This is a genomic window from Paraburkholderia sp. J8-2 (assembly GCF_905220195.1).
Taxonomy (GTDB): Bacteria; Pseudomonadota; Gammaproteobacteria; order Burkholderiales; family Burkholderiaceae; genus Paraburkholderia.
Genome location: NZ_CAJMZA010000016.1, coordinates 76047 through 95386 on the forward strand (window position 1 = coordinate 76047; position 19340 = coordinate 95386).

Sequence of the window (19340 nt, forward strand, 5' to 3'; positions counted from 1 at the left end):
AGCAACGGACTTTACACGTTGTTACCGTCGCGCAGCGCCCGTTTGTACGCGCTTTCCGTATACTGCCGCGCTTGTCGCCTTCCTCTTTACGCTTGTCGTGCCCGGCGCGGCGGCAATGCGAACCACACTTGTGATGCCCATGTTCTCTACCAGGTCCGTTCTCACTGCCGCGCTTGTCGCCGCAGCAAGTCTCTCGTTGTCGGCATGCGTTGCCCCGGGATACACGCCGTACGGCGCACAGCAAGGCTACCAGGCCCAGTACAGCCAGCCTGCTTATGCACAACCGGGCACCGTGCAGCAACCCGCCTACGTACCGCCGCCCGCGCCGCAACAGCCGTATGACACGCAAAGCAACGGCCAGTACGGTTCGCAGTACAACTCGCAATACGGCAACCAATATGGCACGCAGTACGGCACGATCTCGAGGATTCAGCCCTTGAGTAGCGCGACCGGCGCATCGGGCATCGCCGGGGCCGTGGTCGGCGCATTGGCTGGTGGCGTGCTCGGCAACCAGATCGGCGGCGGCCACGGCCGCGATGCCGCTACCGTCATCGGCGCGCTGGGCGGCGCTTATGCGGGCAACCAGATCGGTCAGCAGATGGGCCAGCCCGCAGGATTCCAGATCGACGTGCAACTGAGCGACGGCTCCACCCGCGCGTTCAACGTGCCGACGCCCGGCGACCTGCGCCCGGGCGACCGCGTGCAGGTCAACGGCAGCCAGCTTGCGCGCTACTGATTCCGCCTGCTGTCGCTGAGCGGTCCTACCCGGGCGCGCCAGTCATGCAGCGAAATCGGTCGACGCAGACAGGTCCTTCCACGTTTGCGTTTCCTGCGTCACATAAGCATTTTTCGCAGCGATGGCGGCCAGGGTGTCCGTACCGAGCGGAAGGCGCAGCGGCGGGTTAGCCGCGTCGACGAGCGTGATCAATGCGGCAGCAAGCTTCGTCGGGTCGCCGGGCTGATTGTGATTCATTTGCTCGGCCTTGCGGCGAACCGCGCCCGAGGTTTCGTCGTAATCGGCGATCACGTCGGGCGCCACGACCAGCGAGGACGCATCGAGAAAGTCCGTGCGGAAATACCCCGGCTCGACAACGGTTGCGTGAATGCCCAGCGGTTTCAGTTCGGCATGCAATGCTTCCGTAATGCCTTCGACGGCGAACTTCGTCGACGAGTACACGCCGAATCCGGCCGCGGCCCGATAGCCGCCAATCGATGAAATATTGATCACGTGACCCGCGCGGTTTGCGCGCATCGTCGGCAACACAGCGCGCGTGACGTTCAGCAGTCCGAATACATTCGTGTCGTACATGCGGCGCACGTCCTTGTCGGCGGATTCTTCGATCGCACCGAGCAGACCGAAGCCGGCGTTGTTGACCAGCACATCGACGCGGCCGAATTGCTCGAGCGCCAACTGCACTGCCTGCTTGGCCTGTGCCTCGTTGGTCACGTCGAGCGCAACCGGCAGCAACGCAGCCGACTCGCCCAGACGCTCAACGATAGCCTGCACGTTACGTCCGGCGGCCACGACAGCATTGCCGTTTGCGAGCGCTGCTTCGGCAATCAATGCGCCAATGCCTCGCGAAGCACCGGTGACGAGCCATACGCGTTTGAAGCCACCTTGTTGAGCGTCAGCCATGATGTCTCTCCTACGTGTGTGATGAGGTGACGCCATGGTAAGCGCGACGATTGACACGAACTAGCCGTATATTGCTGGAGTGATAATCAACGTTTGTTTGCGAATCGGGGGTTCCGGAAATGAACGAAATTCGTGCGATCACCACTTTCGTGCGGGCCGCGGCGCTCGGAAGCCTGCGCGGCGCGGCGGTCGATCAAGGCATCTCGCCGCAGGCCGCGAGCCATGCGGTGATGCAATTGGAGAAGGAGCTGGGCGTGCGGCTCTTTCATCGGACGACCCGCAAGTTGAGCTTGACCGAGGAGGGCCAGCGGCTTCTTCACAGCGTGGAGCCGGCGCTCGCCATTCTGGCGTCTGCGCTCGACGAGGCCCGGCGTTCACAAGAGGATGTGGCAGGCATGCTGCGCGTGAGCGCGCCGCGAGCATTCGGGCTCCCGGTCCTGTGGCCGTACTTCGAGGAATTCCAGAAGCGCTACCAGAACGTGCAACTCGAAGTGCAATTCGACGATCAATTCACGGATCTCGTGACCGACCGCTCCGACGTGGGATTTCGCGGTGGACCGCCGCCTTCGGGTGGGTCGATCGCACGCCGGCTGGTGCCGATTCAGCTGATCGTGTGCGCTTCGCCGGAATATATCGAGCGCAATGGCGCGCCGCGCACGATTGAGGAACTCGCTCAACATCGCTGCACCGGGTACCGCCGCGCAAACACGGGAAAGCTTGCGCAGTGGCAGTTCCGTATCGGCGACGAAATCGTCTATCGCGACGTGCCCGCCGCCATTTGCGTGAACGATACGGAACTGGAAACGCAGGCTGTGCTTTCGGGGCTCGGCATCGGGCAGTTGGGCAGCTTTAACGCCACGACGCATATTCGCAGCGGCCGGCTCATTCCGTTATTGATGGAGCACACCACCGAATACGGCACGATTTACATCTACTATAAGCATCGAACTGAACAATCGCTGCGCGTGAAGACGTTCATCGACTTCATGGTCGAGCGCATGGCCGGCAACCGGGACTTCTTTCTCGATGCGTCCGAACTTCGCGCTGCGCAGCAGCCTCAGCACAAGCGTGCTGCGAAGCGGCGTGGATAGTCGCCAGGCATTGCACCTCCCAAACGAGCAAGGTTTCCTGGCTTCTTCCTTAGTTGCCTTCGTGCGCAAAGGCGCCTGCCGCGCGAACCTTGGGCGGGCGGTCGCGCAGCAGTAGCGGCGTCAATCGCCGGTTGGCTGTCTGCGCCGCCCACTCGCAATACGCGGCGCTGCCGAGCACCCAACCCTTGAGCGTGGACTGCATCAGATTATCGACCTCGCGCTCATCAAGAGGCTGTGCGCCCAGATCGCGGTATGACTCGTAGCGCTCGAACGGCGTATTGCCGAGCGCGCGATAGAGCGGATGTTCCTTGATGAAGCGATCGACGCGCAGCCCGACGTGGTGCGAGTAGCTCGACCACGCGTAGTTTCCCGGTTCGGCCGCGAGGCCAGCGCGCACCGGCGCATGATCGATGACCTGGCTTGCGAGCAGGAAATAGCGGTCGGGCTCGATCACGGTTGCGTGGTACCCGCCACGCCACACCGTACCGCGGCGTCCATGGCGGCGGTTGAAAGTTTCGACATAGCGACGGCTGACCGCCTGCATCGCCATGGCCACGCTCGACTCGTATGAAGGGGTGACGAGGAACTGCACCGCGTCGGGCATGAGTACCCACGCGTGGACTGCCAGATCGGCAACGCGCGCGGCGTCCGCCAGGCAGGCGAGAAAGTAAAGATAGTCTCCTTCGTCGAGAAATGCGGGCCCTGTGAGCCCCTGCAAGATAACGTGCTGCGGTTGTTCTGGGACGTAGTGCCGTGCGAGCCGTGTCATGCTGAATTAACCGGAAATCCGATAGGAGAAAGCGATCCGATTGGGGATCGGACGCTCGGGCGTTGTGTAACGTGAATACACGATCAAATTCTAGGGGGGGCGAGCGCGCCTCTGCGCTGCGAACAAGCCTTTTTTCTGGCCTCAGTTCACTGATTTGACGATTGCAAACGGCGTTTTTTATGCCGTCGCTGAATAGCAGCGAGACATCACGCGTTGCCAGTAGGAACGATTCCCGTTGCCTCGACCATCAGGATCACCGTTTTCTCTGGCGCTCGCGGGCGATGCAGCAGGCCTTTACGTACGACAAAAGCGTGTCCCGGACTCAACTCCACGACGCGGTCCTCAAGATCAATCAGAAAGCGTCCGCTCACGACATAAAAGAACTCGTCCTCTGCGTCATGTTTGTGCCAGTGATATTCGCCTTGCACGACGCCCAGCCGAACCACCGACTGATTCACTTCACAGAGCGTCTGGTTGTACCAGGGATGGGTGTTCGCCGCCACGAGGGCAGGAATGTCGATGATTTCGCCGAATGAGTGGAGGACGTTAATACGGGTCAGATACGGAAAGGCATCGGCGCTCACATCAATCTCCATGAACGCGGGTTCGTGCGCGGGTTCGTATGGAACATGCGAGCCACTCTAGGCGATAGGCGTTCTGTGGGTCTTGCACCGGAGCGTCAGTCTTTGGTACGGGAGCGATGTTCGAGCAACTGCGCGCGGTACGCGCCGGGTGTCAGACCCATCCGGCGACGAAAGACGCGCGTAAAGTGGCTTTGGTCGGTGAAGCCGGCGGCCTGGGCGATGGCTGCGAGCGAATCGTGGCCACGGGTCAATTGATCGCAGGCGAAGTCAAGCCGAAGCTGGCGCACGTACTCACCCACCGTGCAGCCAAAGTGCTTGCGGAATTCACGTGCGAGATGGTCGGCGCAAACATGGTTGTCCGAAGCAATTTCATCCAGCGTCAACGACTCGCGAAAGCGATCGTGCAGCAATGCCTCCACGCGGCCGAGCCATCGACGCGCACCGACAACCGTTGCCGCACGCGGGACGGACCGCTCGCACGCTGCAAGAAGTTCGAGTACCAGACCTTCCATGGCCAACGGCGTAGCCGAATCCTGCTCGCGGCACTCGCGCACCAGGCGGCGCATGAACGACAGCGGCGTTCCGCTGGCAAAGTCATCGGGACGATCGAGAACCCGTGTGCGGCCACCAAGCCGCTGCAGCCACGCGGGCGAAAACTCGAGATGGAGTGCCCGTCCGCCGGACCCGTACCAACAATTTGCATGCGGTACGCCTGCGGGAAAAAACGTCAGTGACATCGGGCCGTCCTCGCCACGGCGTGTCGGCCAGGATCGTGTACCGCGGCCGTCCAGCACGAAACAGAAAAACGGATTCACATGTTCGTGCTGCGGGATGATCAGATCCGTTGCGAAATGCGTCTCCACGACCGAGATGCCGTCATCGCCGTATTGCAGGGTGGTGGTGCCGAAGTAGTCGCCCGGTTCAAGTACCCTCAGCATGGGACGGCTCCCAAAGAAACGTTGCAGTCGATATTACACACTTCGATTTGTATTGGAGTGTATCGACTGCGTGCGTCGGTACATGCGCCTACAAAACGATCGATTCATGAAATGACTGGGATACACCCTCGCGTTCCAATAGCGCGTAGCGGGCCGCAAGGTTCATGTTATTTGTCGCGAGCGAAGCGCGCGACGGGAAAGTGAGGGATTTCAGTTATGGGTTCATTGAGCATTTGGCACTGGATGATCGTTCTCCTAATCGTGGCACTAATTTTCGGTACGAAGAAGCTACGAAACATTGGCGGCGATCTGGGCGGTGCGGTGAAGGGATTCAAGGAGGGCATGGCGCAAAGCGAAACGCCCGAAACGCCGCGTGAATTGCCGAGCAGCGGCGCGGTCGACATGGAAGCAAAGGACGTGAAGCGTTCACGCGATTTCCGCTAACCATTAGCGTTTTAGTCTGATCCAGCGGTAGAACGGGGTAAAACGGACGATGAACGAGCGGGAAAATTCGGCCATTTTGCGCGCCGCCGGAGCAAGTGCGCGCATGGAGGTGCAATATGGATCGCGGCCGCTGCATCTCTGCGCGGCAACGACAGGAGGTGGTCATGAAATCGAACCTGCGATACGCCTTGTGTGCGTTTTTTCTGTTGACCGTTGCTGGGATCGCTCAAGCCCAGTCGGCGAGTGCGCCAATGGACGCGTCGATGGCGCCGTCCACGACGCAGGCAGCGCCCAGCGCGACGAAGTCGGACCGCGCACTCGCCCGTGCTGTGCGGCGTGCGTTGTCCAGAGCGCAAGGGTTCAACGTTTCCGGCGTTTTCGTTCGCGCGCGTAGCGGCGCCGTGACGCTGAGCGGAACGGTTCGCACTGGCGACCAGATCCGCCAGGCGGAAGAGGTTACGCGTTCGGTGCAGGGCGTCACTTCGGTGTCGAACAAGCTAACGCTCTTTCACGGCGGGAACGGTTGAATACACTGCGGTGGCAAACAGGCAGGACATCCGGTTCGTGCGCTGATTGCACGGGACGCAATCGGCGCACAGTTCACGTCGATAGGCCTGCAAGCGTGATTACGGCGACAAAGACACCAAGCGGCACCAGGTGCGTGAAGTCGCGGTGACGCAGAACAGTCAAAACCGCAGCCGCGATGATTAGCGCCCCAAGCGCCAGGCCAGCCATGCGACTGGCGGGAAGCGCAATCAGCAGGGCGCACGTCACTTCCAGTGTGCCGGTCAACCGGCCCCACCAGCGCGGGTAACCCCACCGGGCGAAATCGCTTTGCGCCGCGGGCGTGCCGATCGCGTTGAAGATGCCCGCGCCAAAGAAGCCGGCAACGAGAAGCCAGATCGAAAGCGTATGGATCATCTCAGCGCCCGCCCATCAGCAGCGAAATTGCCGTGAAGACCATCACCGCGGCTGTCGCGCCGTGCATGCCGAAGGCGCTTTTGGCGGAGCCTTTCGCCGCCAGAATGACCAGCATGTCGCCCGCAGGGATGCAGGCTTGCGCGAGCAGCAGGATGCCGATCGCCAGAGGCGTGCCCCACACCATGAACGCGAGCACCGCCAATCCCGACGCAATGTCGCGCACGCCCTTGAGGCGAAGCCACCAGGCCATGTTGGCGCCGTTTTCGGGAAGCGGCAGGCCGAAACTGCGTGTCGCAGTCCTTGGCCTCACAAGATATAGGGTTCCGATCACGATAATCGCGACGGCGAGGAACAGCGCTAGTCCAATCGAAAGCGGATGCATCGCGTAGTCCTATGCTTCGGGGTATAGTGGAAGAATATAATCTAGCATTGCTAGAATTTCAAGCTTCCGTATCATCGCGAGGCATGTGGACCATCGCAGTCAGGGAGACGAAAAGTTGAGTATCGCGGAGCGCAAAGGCAGGCAACGGGCAGAGCGCGAGTCGCGCATCGTCGCGGCAGCGCGGTTGATCGCTGAGCGCGAAGGCTGGGATGCCGTAACGGTTCGCCGCCTCGCCGAAGAGATTGAATATAGCCAGCCGGTTCTCTACTCGCATTTCGAGAACAGGGATGCAATCGTGGCTGCGGTTGCCGTCGAGGGTTTCCAGGAGCTTGCCGTCGCGCTTCAGGACGCAGCGCGTGGATCGACCGGGCAACAGAACGCCCTCGAAAATGTCGCCATGGCCTATCTCGGCTTTGCCGTGCGTTGTCCTGCACTCTACGAGGCCATGTTTACGCTGCCGACGAATCTGCTGTTTGCTGAGGCCGAGACGCGGCCAGAACTGCGCGCGGGTTTCGAAGCGCTTGCATCGGTCGTCGCGCCGTTTTGCACCGATGTCGAGGACGTGACCGAGACGTTTTGGGCCGCCCTGCATGGGCTCGCGGAACTCGAACGTTCAGGACGAATCCGCCCCGGCGCGCGGGCTGCACGCATCATGTGGATGGTTCGGGCAGTTGTCGTTGCCGGTAATCCTCGCTGAAATAAAAAATGGCGCCGCAGGCATTGAGCCTGCGGCGCCATTGCGTGGCGCTACGGTGGCGCGCTACAACGACAAAACCCCCGCACCGTACCCCAACATCACACTTACATCGTCACCGTATCAGCGACTTCCTTGAAGTCTTCGATCTTGTCGAAGTTCATGTACTGATAGATCTTGTCGCCGTTGGCGTTGAGCACGCCCATGTCGGCCATGTACTCTTCCTTGGTCGGGATCTTGCCCAGACGCGAGCAGATCGCAGCCAGTTCCGCCGAGCCGAGGTACACGTTCGTGTTCTTGCCCAGACGGTTCGGGAAGTTACGCGTCGAGGTCGACATGACCGTTGCGCCTTCGCGCACCTGTGCCTGGTTACCCATGCACAGCGAGCAGCCCGGCATTTCGGTACGCGCACCCGCCGTGCCGAACACGCCGTAGTGGCCTTCTTCGGTCAGCTGCTTCTGGTCCATCTTGGTCGGCGGCGCGACCCACAGTTTGACCGGAATGTCGCGCTTGCCTTCGAGCAGCTTCGACGCGGCACGGAAGTGACCAATGTTGGTCATGCACGAACCGATGAACACTTCGTCGATCTTGGCGCCGGCCACGTCCGACAGCGTCTTCACGTCGTCCGGATCGTTCGGGCAGGCCACGATCGGCTCGTGAATGTCGGCCAGATCGATTTCGATGACGGCAGCGTACTCGGCGTCCGCATCCGGTTGCAGCAATTGCGGGTCGGCGAGCCACGCTTCCATCGCCTTGATACGGCGCTGGAGGCTGCGCGGGTCCTGGTAGCCCTGGGCGATCATCCACTTCAGCAGCGTGATGTTGCTGTTGAGGTATTCGATGATCGGTTCCTTGTTCAGGTGCACCGTGCAACCGGCGGCCGAACGCTCAGCCGATGCATCCGACAGTTCGAACGCTTGCTCGACCTTCAGGTCGGGCAGGCCTTCGATTTCGAGAATGCGGCCCGAGAAAATGTTCTTCTTGCCTTGCTTGGCAACCGTGAGCGTGCCTTGCTTGATGGCCCACAGCGGGATCGCGTTGACGAGGTCACGCAGGGTCACGCCCGGCTGCATCTTGCCCTTGAAGCGCACGAGCACCGATTCCGGCATGTCCAGCGGCATCGTGCCGGTGGCGGCGGCGAAGGCGACCAGACCCGAACCTGCCGGGAAGCTGATGCCGATCGGGAAGCGCGTGTGCGAGTCGCCGCCGGTGCCGACGGTGTCGGGCAGCAGCATGCGGTTCAGCCACGAGTGGATCACGCCGTCGCCCGGACGCAGCGCGATACCGCCGCGCGTGCTGATGAAGTTCGGCAGCGTCTGGTGCGTCTTGACGTCAACCGGCTTCGGATAGGCTGCCGTGTGGCAGAACGACTGCATGACGAGGTCGGCCGAGAAGCCGAGGCACGCGAGGTCCTTCAGTTCGTCGCGCGTCATCGGGCCCGTGGTGTCCTGCGAGCCCACCGAGGTCATCTTCGGTTCGCAGTACGTGCCCGGGCGCACGCCCTGGCCTTCCGGCAGACCGCACGCGCGGCCAACCATCTTCTGCGCGAGCGAGAAGCCCTTGCCGCTGTCGGCCGGCTGCTGCGGCAGGCGGAACAGCGTCGACGGGGCCAGACCCAGCGCTTCACGCGCCTTGGCGGTCAGGCCGCGGCCGATGATCAGCGGAATGCGGCCGCCGGCGCGCACTTCGTCGAACAGCACGTCGGACTTGACCTGGAATTCGGAGATAACTTCGCCGTTCTTCAGTGCCTTGCCTTCGTACGGACGCAGTTCGACGACGTCGCCCATTTCCATCTTCGACACGTCGAGTTCGATCGGCAGCGCGCCGGCGTCTTCCATCGTGTTGTAGAAGATCGGCGCGATCTTGCCGCCGAGGCACACGCCGCCAAAGCGCTTGTTCGGGATGAAGGGGATGTCTTCACCCGTGAACCACAGCACCGAGTTGGTGGCCGACTTGCGCGAGGAGCCCGTGCCGACCACGTCGCCCACGTAGGCGACCAGGTGACCCTTTTCCTTCAGCGATTCGATGAACTTGATCGGGCCGCGCTTGCCGTCTTCTTCCGGGGTGATGCCGGGGCGCGCGTTCTTCAGCATGGCGAGCGCGTGCATCGGGATGTCCGGGCGGGTGGTGGCGTCCGGGGCCGGCGAGAGGTCGTCGGTGTTGGTTTCGCCCGTCACCTTGAACACGGTGATGGTCAGGCTTTGCGGCACTTCCGGACGGCTCGTGAACCATTCGGCGTCGGCCCAGCTTTGCAGCACGGCCTTGGCGTTGGCGTTGCCCTTGTCGGCCAGTTCCTTGACGTCGTGGAACTGGTCGAACATCAGCAGGGTTTTCTTCAGCGACTCGGCGGCCACCTTGCCCACTTCGGCGTCGGCCAGCAGCTCGATCAGCGGGGCGATGTTGTAGCCGCCCAGCATCGTGCCGAGCAGTTCGGTGGCGCGAGCGCGCGAGATCAACGCGCAGGCGGTTTCGCCCTTGGCCACGGCGGCGAGGAAGCCAGCCTTCACGCGGGCAGCTTCGTCAACGCCTGCGGGCACGCGGTTCGTGATCAGGTCGACCAGCGTTTGCTCTTCGCCCGCGGGCGGGTTTGCCAGCAGTTCCACCAGTTCGGCGGTCTGCTGAGCCGTGAGAGGCAGGGGGGGAATGCCGAGCGCGGCGCGTGCGGCTACGTGAGCGCGATAGTTTTCAAGCATTGGGGGACCTACTGGTATTGCGTTTGAAGGCGAAGGCTTTTCGGGCGCTTCGATGCTTTTCCAGGCACTGCTTTGAGCGCAATTTTAATTGGAATGCCGTCTAACGTCAAATGTCTTATGTCTTATATAAGAGTTGGGCTAGACCCCAATGACGCTGTGGAAAAGCCTGCGATTTTGCCGGAGAGCTTGCGGCCGGACGCTTTGCAAAGCTTTCGATTCGCTTTCTTAACGGGAGCAATCACCGCCTGCTGCGCGCAGCGGGGCCCGGCATGCTCCATGCATCGACGTAGGTGCGCGCGCGAGGCGTGAGGAAAACGGCTCGCGCGCTCCGAACCGGCAAAGGAGGCAGTCGATCATGAAGTCAACCCCACGCTTCGAGGTGAATGTTTGCGGCGGCGATTTCCAGCATGTGAGGGAATGCTTTCGTGCATGGAAATTGGAAACGCTCATCTACCGCCAGGACCAGAAGATGTTCGAGGGCCGCAACGAGGTGCGGCCGCTGGCCAGGCGCGAGTACGAGAACACGGAGCAGGCGCGCAAGGCGCTGCAAAACGCTTGCAGCCCGCACGATCGCTACGCGCTGGCGGCCGAAGTGAGCAACGGCGAGCGCGACATGTGGATCGTGATGGCAGCTTATCGGGAATGAACGATGGGCGCGCCTCGGCGCGAGCCGGGGCGCGCCGGTGCGAGGCTGAAAGAGGGGAGCGGGGTAGAAAAATTACAAGCGCGGCGCGCGGCAATTGCAATTGCCGCGCACGAGAGCGAGATCAGATCAGGCGTGGCGGCCGGCCATCACGCCGCCGTCCACGGGCAGCACGGTGCCCGTGATCCACGAAGCGTGAGGCGAGGCGAGAAAGAGCATGGCCTCGGCAACATCCGCGGGCTGACCATTGCGCCCGAGCGGATGAAACGCGTTGAACCCCGGCAGCGTTTTGCTGACCTCGTCCTCGGTCATGAAGGTGCGATAGACCGGCGTTTCCACGACGCCCGGCGCGACGGTATTGATGCGGATATGCGCGGGCGCGAGTTCGATGGCGAGATTGCGCGTGAGCGCATGCACGCCCGCATTCGCCGCCGAATAGGCCGCGGAAGGCGTGGCGCCGATGGCCTGCAGCGCCCAGAGCGAACCTGTTTGCACGATGGCGCCGCCGCCGCGTTTGAGCATGGCTTTAGCCGCGGCCTGCGCCATGAAGAACTTGCCTTTGAGGATCGTGTCGAGAAAGCCGTCGTATTCGGCCTCGGTTACGTCGAGAAACGCTTTGGGCTGGAAAATGCCGGCGTTGTTGATGAGAATGTCGACGCCGCCGAACGCCTCGGTTGCGAGGTCCACCAGCGCAACCGCGGTGGCGGGCAGCGCGATGTCGCCGGCATGAAAGCGCACGCTCGCGCCCGAAGGGTCGATTTGCGCAGCCGCTTCACGCAACTTCGCCTCGTCGCGCCCGCCGATGACGACGCGCGCGCCGCCCGTAACGAGACGCGCGGCGACTTCCTTGCCGATGCCGGAGCCGCCGCCGGTAACAATGGCGACCTTGGACGCAAAATCAAAAGAAAAACTATGGGTCATGGTGGACTCCTCGAAGTCACGGAATGGAGGGCGACGCTGGCGCAATGGCGCGCATCCGGCACTACGTCTACAGCAGCCATTCTGTTCGCGTCCTCTTGCGGCCGCAAATCAGATATTCTGTGCCTCATTGATAGAAAAACTTTAGATCATGAAGACGCCGGTCTACCTCAACGCCATGCGTGCATTCGAAGCGAGCGCGCGGCATCAGAGCTTTTCTGCCGCGGCGGCCGAGTTGAATGTGACGCCTGCCGCCGTTGGCCAGCTCGTGCGCAGTCTCGAAGACTGGCTCGGCACGCCTCTGTTCGTACGCGGCAGCGGCGGACGGGCGCGGCTGGTGGCGACGGAAGTGGCCGAGCGCGCGCTGCCCGACATCCGCGCGGGGTTCGCTCGCTTGAGCCTGGGGCTGGAACGCTTGAAGGAAGGATCGGCGAACGGTGTGCTGACGGTCACGGTGAGCCCGGCGTTCGCCGCCAAATGGCTCCTGCCGCGCATCGACCGCTTTCAGGCCGCGTGGCCGGACACCGACGTGCGTCTGGACACGAGCCTGAAACTGCTCGACTTCGTTGCGCAGGGCGTCGATATCGGCGTGCGCTATGGGGCGGGCGCGTGGCCGGGGCTTGCTGCCGAAAAGCTCATGGACGAGGAGATTTACCCCGTCTGTTCGCCTGCCGTGCGCCGCGCCGGCAAATGGCGCGCACCGCGCGATCTCACCCGCGCGCCGCTCATTCACGATCTCTCGGTTGACAGCCATGCGGGCTTTGCTTCGTGGCAGGCGTGGTTCGGGAGCGTGGGCGTGACGCTCGCACCAGCCAGCCGCGGCATGAAGATCAACAACTCGGCTGCGGTGCTGCAAGCCGCGATAGAGGGCCACGGCGTAGCGCTCGCGCGCAGCGTCATGGTGCGCGACGATCTGGCGGCTGGCCGGCTCGTGCGTCTCTTTCCGGAAGTCACCTTGACATCGGCGCTGGCGTATTACGTGGTCTATCGGCCCGAATGCGCGAGTCTGCCTCGCCTCGTGGCGTTTCGTGATTGGCTGAAGGACGAGGCGCGACGCGGTGCGCAAGCGTCGCCAACGCGTGTTCGCGGCGCACTCAAGGCGCCAGCATCCACGAAGTGATGTCATGCACGACTTCGCTTTCGATGCCGTTGAAACCGTGATACGCAAGCGCCCCGCACGCCTCGCCGTGTGAAGTACCACCGGAGACGAGCGTCAACGTCGTTCTTGGCGATTGCGTGAGCTTTTGCATGAGCGCGTCCGTTCCGGACACCGGACAGAGCTTGCAGGCGTCGTCCTTGTTGTGCACTACGAGCACGGGAATCTTGAGCGCGGCGAGGTTCATGCCGGTGACCGGGTCGCCGCCCCGGTTTTCGCGCAGGATGGTCGAGGTGAGCACGATGCCGTCGGGGCCCGCGCCGGGGTTTGCGTTTGAATTTGCGTTCGAATTTGCGCTATTGGCGAGCGCAATGGCGATGGCCGCCACCGACTGCGTGCCGCGACTCGTGCCGACGAGCCAGACCGGCACGTGTAGTTGCGCACGCAACCATACGATCACGGCGCGCGCGTCCTCGGCGTGTTCGGGCGTGAGGCGAAAGCCGTCCAGGTAGGGCGGCGACTGCCGGTCGCTCGGTGCGTCGACGACCGCCACGGCAACGCCGTCGTCAACGAACAGCGTGCGGGTACGCACGAGAAAGTTGTTGGCGCCCCAGCCGAAGTTTCCCTGCGGGTCCAGTTGCAGGCCGCCATGCCCGCCTGCGTAAAGAATCGCAACTGCCTTCGGCGCCTCCGGCGTGACGAAAAGAAAGCGCTGGGTGACGCCGGGCCGCGTTGGAATGTCAACGACCCTGGGCGCGCTTTGCGCGTGGGCCAGCAAGGACAACACTGCGAGCGCGAACGTCAGCAGCGACGCACGCAGCCATTGTGAAGCGATGCGCGCGCCCATCACTGCGCGGGCTAGCTCAGCGCCCTGCGAGCATGCGCCCGCCGAGCCCGATCAGCACAACGCCCACTACCGAGTCGAGCGCGGCTTTGCGCCGAACGAGGAACTGTCGCACTGAGGGATGCGAGGCGAGCAGGGCCATCGTGCAATACCAGGCGCACGAGATGAGAATGGCGATCACGACGACGGCCGCCTCGAGCCAACGCGGCGCGGCGGCGGGCACCATCAACGCGAAGATGCTGCCGTAGAACGCAATGGCCTTGGGATTCGTCATGCTGACGACATAGCCTTTTTTCGCGGCCGCCCAACCCGATGCGCCCGCCTGCGTCGAGACCTCCAGGGGTTGGCGCGCGGTGAGGAGCATCTTCGCGCCGAGCCAGATGAGATAGGCCGCGCCCGCGACGCGCAGCCCGGTGCCGATCCACGCGACATGAGCGACGATCAGGCTCAAGCCCGCGATGGCGATCCACGCCCATGTGCCTGAAGCGGCGGCGAGGCCCAGGCCGGTCGCGAGACCCGCGCGGCGCGAAGCCACCGCCGTCGAGGTGACGATGACGAAGTTCGGCCCCGGGCTGGCGACGCTCAGAAGCAGCACGCCCGAAAGCGCGAGCAGGACATTGAAATAGTTCACGATGGCAGGTTCCGCGGCAGGTTCGATGCGCGTTCAATCGACGCGTCGATCAGTTCGTCATGATACTCCGCGCGACTCCGTGGTTCGGCGCAGTTGCCTTCAGCTGAGGTATTGTTTTGTCTGGCTTGGGCTGGGCTTCTGCCGCTTGGCCTACGTCGTGCGAATGTCTGAGCCATCTGAAAACCGACTGATCGAATCAACTGAACGGAGCCATCGCCATGACCACTTCCACTGCCGCACGCCGCGCCGCCTTCCGCGCCAAGGTCAACGAACGCCGCGGCCTGCTCGTGCCGGGCGCCTTCAACGCCATGAGCGCCCGCGTGATCGAGGACGCCGGCTTCGAGGCGCTCTACCTCACGGGCGCGGGCGTGACCAACATGTCGTTCGGCCTGCCCGATCTCGGTTTCGTCGGGCTCTCCGACATTGCCGAGCACACGGCGCGCGTGCGCGACGCCGTCAACCTGCCGCTCATCGTCGACGCCGACACGGGCTTCGGCAACGCGCTGAACGTGCGCCAGACCGTGCGCACGCTCGAGCGCAGCGGCGCCGACGCGATCCAGTTCGAAGACCAGATCATGCCGAAGAAGTGCGGCCACTTCGCCAACAAGGAAGTGATCGGCGCAAGCGAGATGGTCGGCAAGATCCGCGCGGCCGTGGACGCGCGCGAAGACGGCAACCTGCTCATCATGGCGCGCACCGACGCGGCCGCCGTGCACGGCATTGAAGACGCGATTGCGCGCGGCCATGCGTTTATCGAGGCGGGCGCGGACATTCTCTTTATCGAAGCCACGGAAAAGCTCGAGGACATCGAGCGCCTGCCGAAGCTCATCGACGCCCCGCAGCTCATCAACATCGTAATTGGCGGCAAGACGCCGGTGCAGTCGCGCGAAGCGTTGGCGAGCCTCGGCTACGCGCTGGTGCTGTACGCGAACGCGGCACTGCAAGGCGCGGTGGTCGGCATGCAGCGGGCGCTCGGGCAATTGCGCGCGAACGGCCGTCTCGACGAAGACGCGAATATCGTCGCGCCGTTCGCCGAGCGTCAACGTCTCGTGAACAAGCCGCTCTTCGACCGGCTCGATCGCGAGTACGCACCGAAGGACTGAACGCCCACACCCCGGCATTTTGAGGAACAAGAGGAGGAGACACGCATGTCGAATGAAGCGGACTCTGCGCGGCGATTTCGCTGATCGTGTCTCTGCGCATGCCTGAAACGCGCGGGCGCCGGGCAGAGTCCGCGTAATGCCAGTTAGCGGGCGCGGCGCCTCACGAAGCGCTGCTCCGTGACCTTCGTGCCCCACTGGCTTCCTTCGAGTTCCTCCGCCAGTTCGAAGCCGAACGACTCGTATAAATGCCGCGCGGCGTCGAGGCCCTTGAAGGTCCACAGGTAAGTCTCGGCGTAGTGCGCATCGACGAACTGCATCGCGCTCGTCATCATCTGCCTGCCGATCCCGGTGCCGCGCAGCGAGTCGTCCACAATGAACCAGCGCAGATGCGCGACGCCTGCGTTGCCGTGCTCGTTTCCGTCGATGGCAAGCGAAGCCAGTATGCGATCGCGCTCCACCGCGAGCCACAGCGCACGGCCTTCGGCGGGCAACGCGCCGGCGAATTCGGCCAACTCCGTCGCTACCTTCTTTTCGAAGTAAGCGCCAAAGCCCCAGTTCGCTGCGTAGAACCGCGCGTGCAGACTCGCAATGTCGCCAATGCAGCCGGGGCGGTAGCCTTCCACGACCTGTACGCCCACTGTCGACGCGGTCGTGCTTTCCTCGTTGGGGTTGTCGTGCGCGAGCGCGTCGGCGTAGAGCGCGAGCGCACGCACGAGCGCCTGTTGATCGGCGGGAACCAGCCGCCGCAGCGCGTTGGAAACCTGGTCCGTGGCGAAGCGGTCGATCTTTGCGCGCAACTTTTGGCCCGCCGCGCTCAGGCTCAGCTCGGAGGAGCGCGCGTCGTCGTCGGCGGTCTTGCGTTTGACGAGACCGGCCGCCTCGAGCCGCGCAACCTGGCGGCTCGTGTTCGACTTGTCGAGCCGCAGGATATCGCCCAACGCCCGCGCGTTGATGCCAGGCTGCGCGCCGATCTCGATGATGGCGTGCACGGCGGAAGGGGCGAGATCGCTGTCTGCGAGCGTCGTGCGCATGAAGCCCAGTTCGCGCACGAGCCGCCGCGAGAACTCGCGCAGCTCGAGAATGGTCGTCTCGCGGGGCTGGGCGGGCACGTCGACAAAATCCATGAGAGTCTCCGCTATGGTCTTCTTGCAATTGGTTGCGAGTCGCAACCATTAGAGGCCAATATAGGCGGCCATGACGGATAACGCAAGTTCGGAGCGCTGGCGGCAAATTGCCGTTCGACCCTTCAGTCGTTCAGGCTTCAGAAGCGAAAGGGCGGGCGACGCAATCCGCGTTCGCCCGCCCTTTTTTCAAAGCGGCGTTCTTGTGGGTCGACCGTTCAGTCGATTACCTTGTTGCCGGTTTCCTCGAACAAGGAAACGGCGATGAGCGAAATCAGCACGCAGCCGATCATGTACCACGCGGGCGCCATCTTGTTGCCCGTGACATGGATGAGCCAGCCGGCCACGAGTTGAGCCGTGCCGCCGAACACCGACACCGCAATCGCGTACGCGCTCGACATATAGCCTGCGCGCAGATGCTTCGGAAAGTTTTCCGGCATCAACGCGTAAGCGGGCGCGGAGCCCATCGTGTAGCAGAGCATGAGCACGATGAGCGCGCCGAGCACGACCGGCAGCGAAGGAAAGTGCGTCATGAGCCAGAACGCCGGGTAGAGCAGCAGGATCAGCGCGACGCGACCGATCACCGTGAGCGGTTTGCGGCGGCCCATGCGGTCCGACCACGCGCCGTAGATCGGGCACATCACGAGCGAGATCGTGCTGGACGCCACGCCCGCGAGGATCGACATCTTCGGTGGCAGTCCCAGGTACTGGATGCAGTAGGTCGGCATGTAGTACATCATCACGTACGTCGACACCGACATGCCCATGACCGCGAAGATCGTGAGGAACCAGTTGCGCACGTACAGCCCGCGCTTCGGGTCGTTGCGGTCTGCGACCACGCGCTGCGCGGGCGGCTCCTCGCGAATGTGCCGGCGCAGATAGATGCCGACTGGCGCGATGAGCGTGCCGAGCAGAAACGGAATGCGCCAGCCCCAGCTATGCATCGTCTCCGCGGAGAGCAGAAAGCCAAGGCTTGCCGCAAGACCCGAGCCGAGCAGCGCCGCCGCGCCCTGGCTGGCAAGCTGCCAGCTTGCGCGAAAGCCGCGGCTCGCTTGTCCGCCCATTTCGAGCAGCGTGGCCGTTGCCGCGCCGAATTCGCCGCCTTGCGCGAAGCCCTGCACGAGGCGGGCGAGGACGATGAGCAGCGGCGCAGCGATACCGATCTGCGCATAAGTGGGCGCAAGACCGATGGACGCGGAACCCACCGCCATCAGCAGGATGGTGAGCGTGAGCGCCGGCTTGCGGCCCGCGCGGTCGGCGTAGCGGCCGAGCACGATGCCGCCGAGCGGGCGCATGACGAAGCCCACGGCGAACACCGCGAACGCGAGCAGCAGCGACGTGACCTGGCTGTCGGCCGGAAAGAACTGATGGCCGATCGTCAGCGCGAAATAGCTGTAGACAGTGAAGTCGAAGAATTCGAGCAGGTTGCCGATCACCGCCGCGAGAACGATCTTGCGCTGGTAGCCAGGGGAGAGTGCGACTTCGTCGGTTGTTTTCAGAAGCGGTTCAGTGGCGGCGTTCATGCACGGTCCTTGCTGAGGAATCGTTCGACGAGACGCGTCCAGAACGCAGCGCCAATGGTCAAGTTCTCGTCGTTGAAGTCGTAGCGCGCGTTGTGCAGCATCGGCCGGCCTTCGCCATTGCCAAGGCGTACGAAACAACCGGGGCGCTGCTGCAGGTAGTACGCGAAGTCTTCGCTACCCGCGATCGGCGGGAATGGCGCGATGACGTGCTCCGGCCCGACCAGTTCCTCGGCCACCTGGCGGGCAAATTCGGTTTCGGCTTCGCTGTTGATGAGCACCGGATAGCCGCGGATAAAGTCGATGTCCACCTTCGCGCCGTAGCTTTGCGCCTGCGCCTCGACGAGCGCGCGGATGCGGGCTTCGAGCGTCGCGCGCACTTCGGGCGAGAACGAGCGCACGCTCATTTCGAGCACGGCGTCTTCGGGAATCACATTCGGCGCATGGCCCGAACGGAACGCGCCAACGGTCACGACCGCGGCTTCGTTCGGGTCGACGTTGCGCGACACCACCGACTGCAAGGCCATCACGATGCTGCTGCCCACGAGCACCGGGTCCACGGCCAGATGCGGGCGCGCCGCGTGGCCGCCCTTGCCGTGAACGCGCAGCTTGACGGTGTCGCAAGCGGCCATGAGCGGGCCTGCGCGAAAGCCGAACGTGCCGGTGGGCACGCCCGGATGATTGTGCAGGCCGAAGATCGCTTCGCAGGGGAAGCGATCGAACAGGCCGTCGGCGATCATGCGCTCGGCGCCGCTGTCCGAGCCGGCTTCCTCGGCGGGCTGGAAGATCAGGTGGACCGTGCCGTCGAAGTTGCGCGTTTTGGCGAGCTGGCGCGCCGCGCCGAGCAGGACCGCGGTGTGGCCGTCGTGGCCGCATGCGTGCATCTTGCCCGCGTGCACGCTTGCATAGTCGAGGCCGGTCAGCTCCTGGATCGGCAGGGCGTCCATGTCGGCGCGTACGCCTACCGTGCGCGCGCTCGTGCCCGCCTTGAGCGACGCCACCACGCCGTGGCCGCCCACGTGGCGCGTGACTTCGTAGCCCCAGGCCGCGAGCTTGTCCGCGACGAAGCGCGATGTGTCGGCTTCCTCGTACGAGAGTTCAGGGTGCTTGTGGAGGTGATGACGGATTTCGTCGAGTTCCGAACGGGCTTCGGCCAGGTCGGCGATTTCGCAGTAGTGGTGCTCGCTCACGGGGACTCCTTATTGGAATTGGTTTGGGCAAAAGCCGAAGGCCGAGTATTGCATCGACGAAAAACTCGACCCATGACGGAAAAGCGCCGAAAATGTTGACTTGAAGTCAACGGTTGATTGTC

General features: G+C 63.4%; 21 protein-coding genes. 8 read left to right on the forward strand and 13 right to left on the reverse strand.

All coding sequences use genetic code 11. The annotated features are described in order from the left end of the window. The first annotated feature begins 130 nt into the window (after positions 1–130). The gene (locus U5A52_RS27860; RefSeq protein ID WP_321913409.1) at positions 131–736 is read left to right on the forward strand and encodes a glycine zipper 2TM domain-containing protein; all 606 of its coding nucleotides are present in this window, start codon (positions 131–133) and stop codon (positions 734–736) included. Between the two features lie 42 nt (positions 737–778). On the opposite strand, the gene U5A52_RS27865 is transcribed toward U5A52_RS27860, so the two are convergent. Then, on the reverse strand, positions 779–1636 hold the full coding sequence (locus U5A52_RS27865; RefSeq protein ID WP_321936949.1) for an oxidoreductase: 858 nt from the start codon (positions 1634–1636) through the stop codon (positions 779–781). Between the two features lie 119 nt (positions 1637–1755). On the opposite strand from U5A52_RS27865, the gene U5A52_RS27870 reads away from it, so the two are divergent. Further along, positions 1756–2727 carry a LysR family transcriptional regulator gene (locus tag U5A52_RS27870; RefSeq protein WP_321936950.1) on the forward strand — a complete coding sequence of 324 codons (972 nt, stop codon included), beginning with the start codon at positions 1756–1758 and terminating at the stop codon, positions 2725–2727. A gap of 49 nt (positions 2728–2776) precedes the next feature. Here U5A52_RS27870 and U5A52_RS27875 read toward each other — a convergent pair whose 3' ends face one another. The 3 genes from U5A52_RS27875 to U5A52_RS27885 all read right to left on the reverse strand — a co-directional run bounded on the left by U5A52_RS27875 (position 2777) and on the right by U5A52_RS27885 (position 5018). Then, the gene (locus U5A52_RS27875) at positions 2777–3496 is read right to left on the reverse strand and encodes a transposase (protein WP_321913267.1); all 720 of its coding nucleotides are present in this window, start codon (positions 3494–3496) and stop codon (positions 2777–2779) included. Between the two features lie 206 nt (positions 3497–3702). Continuing rightward, positions 3703–4092, reverse strand: coding sequence for a cupin domain-containing protein (locus U5A52_RS27880; protein ID WP_321936952.1), 390 nt, complete (start codon positions 4090–4092; stop codon positions 3703–3705). Between the two features lie 83 nt (positions 4093–4175). Further along, a complete protein-coding gene (locus U5A52_RS27885; protein WP_321936954.1) occupies positions 4176–5018 on the reverse strand; it encodes an AraC family transcriptional regulator in 843 nt (280 codons plus the stop codon). 216 nt (positions 5019–5234) lie between these two features. On the opposite strand from U5A52_RS27885, the gene tatA reads away from it, so the two are divergent. Together tatA and U5A52_RS27895 are read left to right on the forward strand one after the other, a co-directional pair. Further along, on the forward strand, positions 5235–5462 hold the full coding sequence (tatA, locus tag U5A52_RS27890) for a Sec-independent protein translocase subunit TatA (protein ID WP_321936956.1): 228 nt from the start codon (positions 5235–5237) through the stop codon (positions 5460–5462). 164 nt (positions 5463–5626) lie between these two features. Then, positions 5627–5989 (forward strand): BON domain-containing protein, encoded by a 363-nt coding sequence (locus U5A52_RS27895; RefSeq protein ID WP_321936957.1) that lies wholly within the window; start codon positions 5627–5629, stop codon positions 5987–5989. Positions 5990–6062: 73 nt separating this feature from the next. Here the strand turns inward: U5A52_RS27895 and U5A52_RS27900 are convergent, their stop codons facing one another. Beyond that, complete coding sequence (locus tag U5A52_RS27900; protein WP_321936958.1) at positions 6063–6383, reverse strand: DoxX family protein; 321 nt, start codon at positions 6381–6383, stop codon at positions 6063–6065. Between the two features lies 1 nt (position 6384). Continuing rightward, complete coding sequence (locus U5A52_RS27905; protein WP_321936960.1) at positions 6385–6765, reverse strand: DUF4267 domain-containing protein; 381 nt, start codon at positions 6763–6765, stop codon at positions 6385–6387. A gap of 85 nt (positions 6766–6850) precedes the next feature. Here U5A52_RS27905 and U5A52_RS27910 point away from each other — a divergent pair, with 85 nt between their 5' ends. Next, positions 6851–7462 carry a TetR/AcrR family transcriptional regulator gene (locus U5A52_RS27910; RefSeq protein WP_321913274.1) on the forward strand — a complete coding sequence of 204 codons (612 nt, stop codon included), beginning with the start codon at positions 6851–6853 and terminating at the stop codon, positions 7460–7462. Between the two features lie 104 nt (positions 7463–7566). Here U5A52_RS27910 and acnB read toward each other — a convergent pair whose 3' ends face one another. After that, the gene (acnB, locus tag U5A52_RS27915) at positions 7567–10152 is read right to left on the reverse strand and encodes a bifunctional aconitate hydratase 2/2-methylisocitrate dehydratase (protein ID WP_321913275.1); all 2586 of its coding nucleotides are present in this window, start codon (positions 10150–10152) and stop codon (positions 7567–7569) included. Between the two features lie 355 nt (positions 10153–10507). Here acnB and U5A52_RS27920 point away from each other — a divergent pair, with 355 nt between their 5' ends. Then, positions 10508–10798 (forward strand): hypothetical protein, encoded by a 291-nt coding sequence (locus U5A52_RS27920; protein WP_321936961.1) that lies wholly within the window; start codon positions 10508–10510, stop codon positions 10796–10798. A gap of 126 nt (positions 10799–10924) precedes the next feature. Here the strand turns inward: U5A52_RS27920 and U5A52_RS27925 are convergent, their stop codons facing one another. Next, positions 10925–11716 carry an SDR family oxidoreductase gene (locus U5A52_RS27925; protein ID WP_321936962.1) on the reverse strand — a complete coding sequence of 264 codons (792 nt, stop codon included), beginning with the start codon at positions 11714–11716 and terminating at the stop codon, positions 10925–10927. Positions 11717–11864: 148 nt separating this feature from the next. Here U5A52_RS27925 and gcvA point away from each other — a divergent pair, with 148 nt between their 5' ends. Beyond that, positions 11865–12833: a transcriptional regulator GcvA gene (gcvA, locus tag U5A52_RS27930; RefSeq protein ID WP_321936964.1), complete on the forward strand. Its 969-nt coding sequence runs from the start codon at positions 11865–11867 to the stop codon at positions 12831–12833. On the opposite strand, the gene U5A52_RS27935 is transcribed toward gcvA, so the two are convergent. Continuing rightward, a complete protein-coding gene (locus tag U5A52_RS27935; protein ID WP_321936965.1) occupies positions 12808–13656 on the reverse strand; it encodes an alpha/beta hydrolase in 849 nt (282 codons plus the stop codon). The two genes, gcvA and U5A52_RS27935, sit on opposite strands and share 26 nt — an antisense overlap. A gap of 16 nt (positions 13657–13672) precedes the next feature. Beyond that, entirely contained in the window at positions 13673–14284 is a 612-nt protein-coding gene (locus U5A52_RS27940) for a LysE family translocator (RefSeq protein WP_415774065.1), read from the reverse strand. A gap of 218 nt (positions 14285–14502) precedes the next feature. On the opposite strand from U5A52_RS27940, the gene U5A52_RS27945 reads away from it, so the two are divergent. Beyond that, on the forward strand, positions 14503–15387 hold the full coding sequence (locus U5A52_RS27945) for an oxaloacetate decarboxylase (RefSeq protein ID WP_321913280.1): 885 nt from the start codon (positions 14503–14505) through the stop codon (positions 15385–15387). 143 nt (positions 15388–15530) lie between these two features. On the opposite strand, the gene U5A52_RS27950 is transcribed toward U5A52_RS27945, so the two are convergent. The 3 genes from U5A52_RS27950 to U5A52_RS27960 all read right to left on the reverse strand — a co-directional run bounded on the left by U5A52_RS27950 (position 15531) and on the right by U5A52_RS27960 (position 19218). Next, positions 15531–16511, reverse strand: coding sequence for a helix-turn-helix domain-containing GNAT family N-acetyltransferase (locus U5A52_RS27950; RefSeq protein WP_321913281.1), 981 nt, complete (start codon positions 16509–16511; stop codon positions 15531–15533). Between the two features lie 215 nt (positions 16512–16726). Continuing rightward, entirely contained in the window at positions 16727–18031 is a 1305-nt protein-coding gene (locus U5A52_RS27955) for an MFS transporter (RefSeq protein WP_321913282.1), read from the reverse strand. Next, positions 18028–19218 carry a M20 aminoacylase family protein gene (locus U5A52_RS27960; RefSeq protein WP_321913283.1) on the reverse strand — a complete coding sequence of 397 codons (1191 nt, stop codon included), beginning with the start codon at positions 19216–19218 and terminating at the stop codon, positions 18028–18030. The genes U5A52_RS27955 and U5A52_RS27960 overlap by 4 nt, the downstream gene beginning before the upstream one ends. Positions 19219–19340 lie beyond the last annotated feature (122 nt).

What these genes read in the sequence shown, in the direction of transcription:
- U5A52_RS27865 (WP_321936949.1), bottom strand. Translation starts at nt 1,636, where the DNA reads ATGGCTGACGCTCAACAAGGTGGCTTCAAACGCGTATGGCTCGTCACC.
- U5A52_RS27870 (WP_321936950.1), top strand. Translation starts at nt 1,756, where the DNA reads ATGAACGAAATTCGTGCGATCACCACTTTCGTGCGGGCCGCGGCGCTC.
- U5A52_RS27875 (WP_321913267.1), bottom strand. Translation starts at nt 3,496, where the DNA reads ATGACACGGCTCGCACGGCACTACGTCCCAGAACAACCGCAGCACGTT.
- U5A52_RS27880 (WP_321936952.1), bottom strand. Translation starts at nt 4,092, where the DNA reads ATGGAGATTGATGTGAGCGCCGATGCCTTTCCGTATCTGACCCGTATT.
- U5A52_RS27885 (WP_321936954.1), bottom strand. Translation starts at nt 5,018, where the DNA reads ATGCTGAGGGTACTTGAACCGGGCGACTACTTCGGCACCACCACCCTG.
- tatA (WP_321936956.1), top strand. Translation starts at nt 5,235, where the DNA reads ATGGGTTCATTGAGCATTTGGCACTGGATGATCGTTCTCCTAATCGTG.
- U5A52_RS27895 (WP_321936957.1), top strand. Translation starts at nt 5,627, where the DNA reads ATGAAATCGAACCTGCGATACGCCTTGTGTGCGTTTTTTCTGTTGACC.
- U5A52_RS27900 (WP_321936958.1), bottom strand. Translation starts at nt 6,383, where the DNA reads ATGATCCATACGCTTTCGATCTGGCTTCTCGTTGCCGGCTTCTTTGGC.
- U5A52_RS27905 (WP_321936960.1), bottom strand. Translation starts at nt 6,765, where the DNA reads ATGCATCCGCTTTCGATTGGACTAGCGCTGTTCCTCGCCGTCGCGATT.
- acnB (WP_321913275.1), bottom strand. Translation starts at nt 10,152, where the DNA reads ATGCTTGAAAACTATCGCGCTCACGTAGCCGCACGCGCCGCGCTCGGC.
- U5A52_RS27920 (WP_321936961.1), top strand. Translation starts at nt 10,508, where the DNA reads ATGAAGTCAACCCCACGCTTCGAGGTGAATGTTTGCGGCGGCGATTTC.
- U5A52_RS27925 (WP_321936962.1), bottom strand. Translation starts at nt 11,716, where the DNA reads ATGACCCATAGTTTTTCTTTTGATTTTGCGTCCAAGGTCGCCATTGTT.
- gcvA (WP_321936964.1), top strand. Translation starts at nt 11,865, where the DNA reads ATGAAGACGCCGGTCTACCTCAACGCCATGCGTGCATTCGAAGCGAGC.
- U5A52_RS27935 (WP_321936965.1), bottom strand. Translation starts at nt 13,656, where the DNA reads ATGGGCGCGCGCATCGCTTCACAATGGCTGCGTGCGTCGCTGCTGACG.
- U5A52_RS27945 (WP_321913280.1), top strand. Translation starts at nt 14,503, where the DNA reads ATGACCACTTCCACTGCCGCACGCCGCGCCGCCTTCCGCGCCAAGGTC.
- U5A52_RS27950 (WP_321913281.1), bottom strand. Translation starts at nt 16,511, where the DNA reads ATGGATTTTGTCGACGTGCCCGCCCAGCCCCGCGAGACGACCATTCTC.
- U5A52_RS27955 (WP_321913282.1), bottom strand. Translation starts at nt 18,031, where the DNA reads ATGAACGCCGCCACTGAACCGCTTCTGAAAACAACCGACGAAGTCGCA.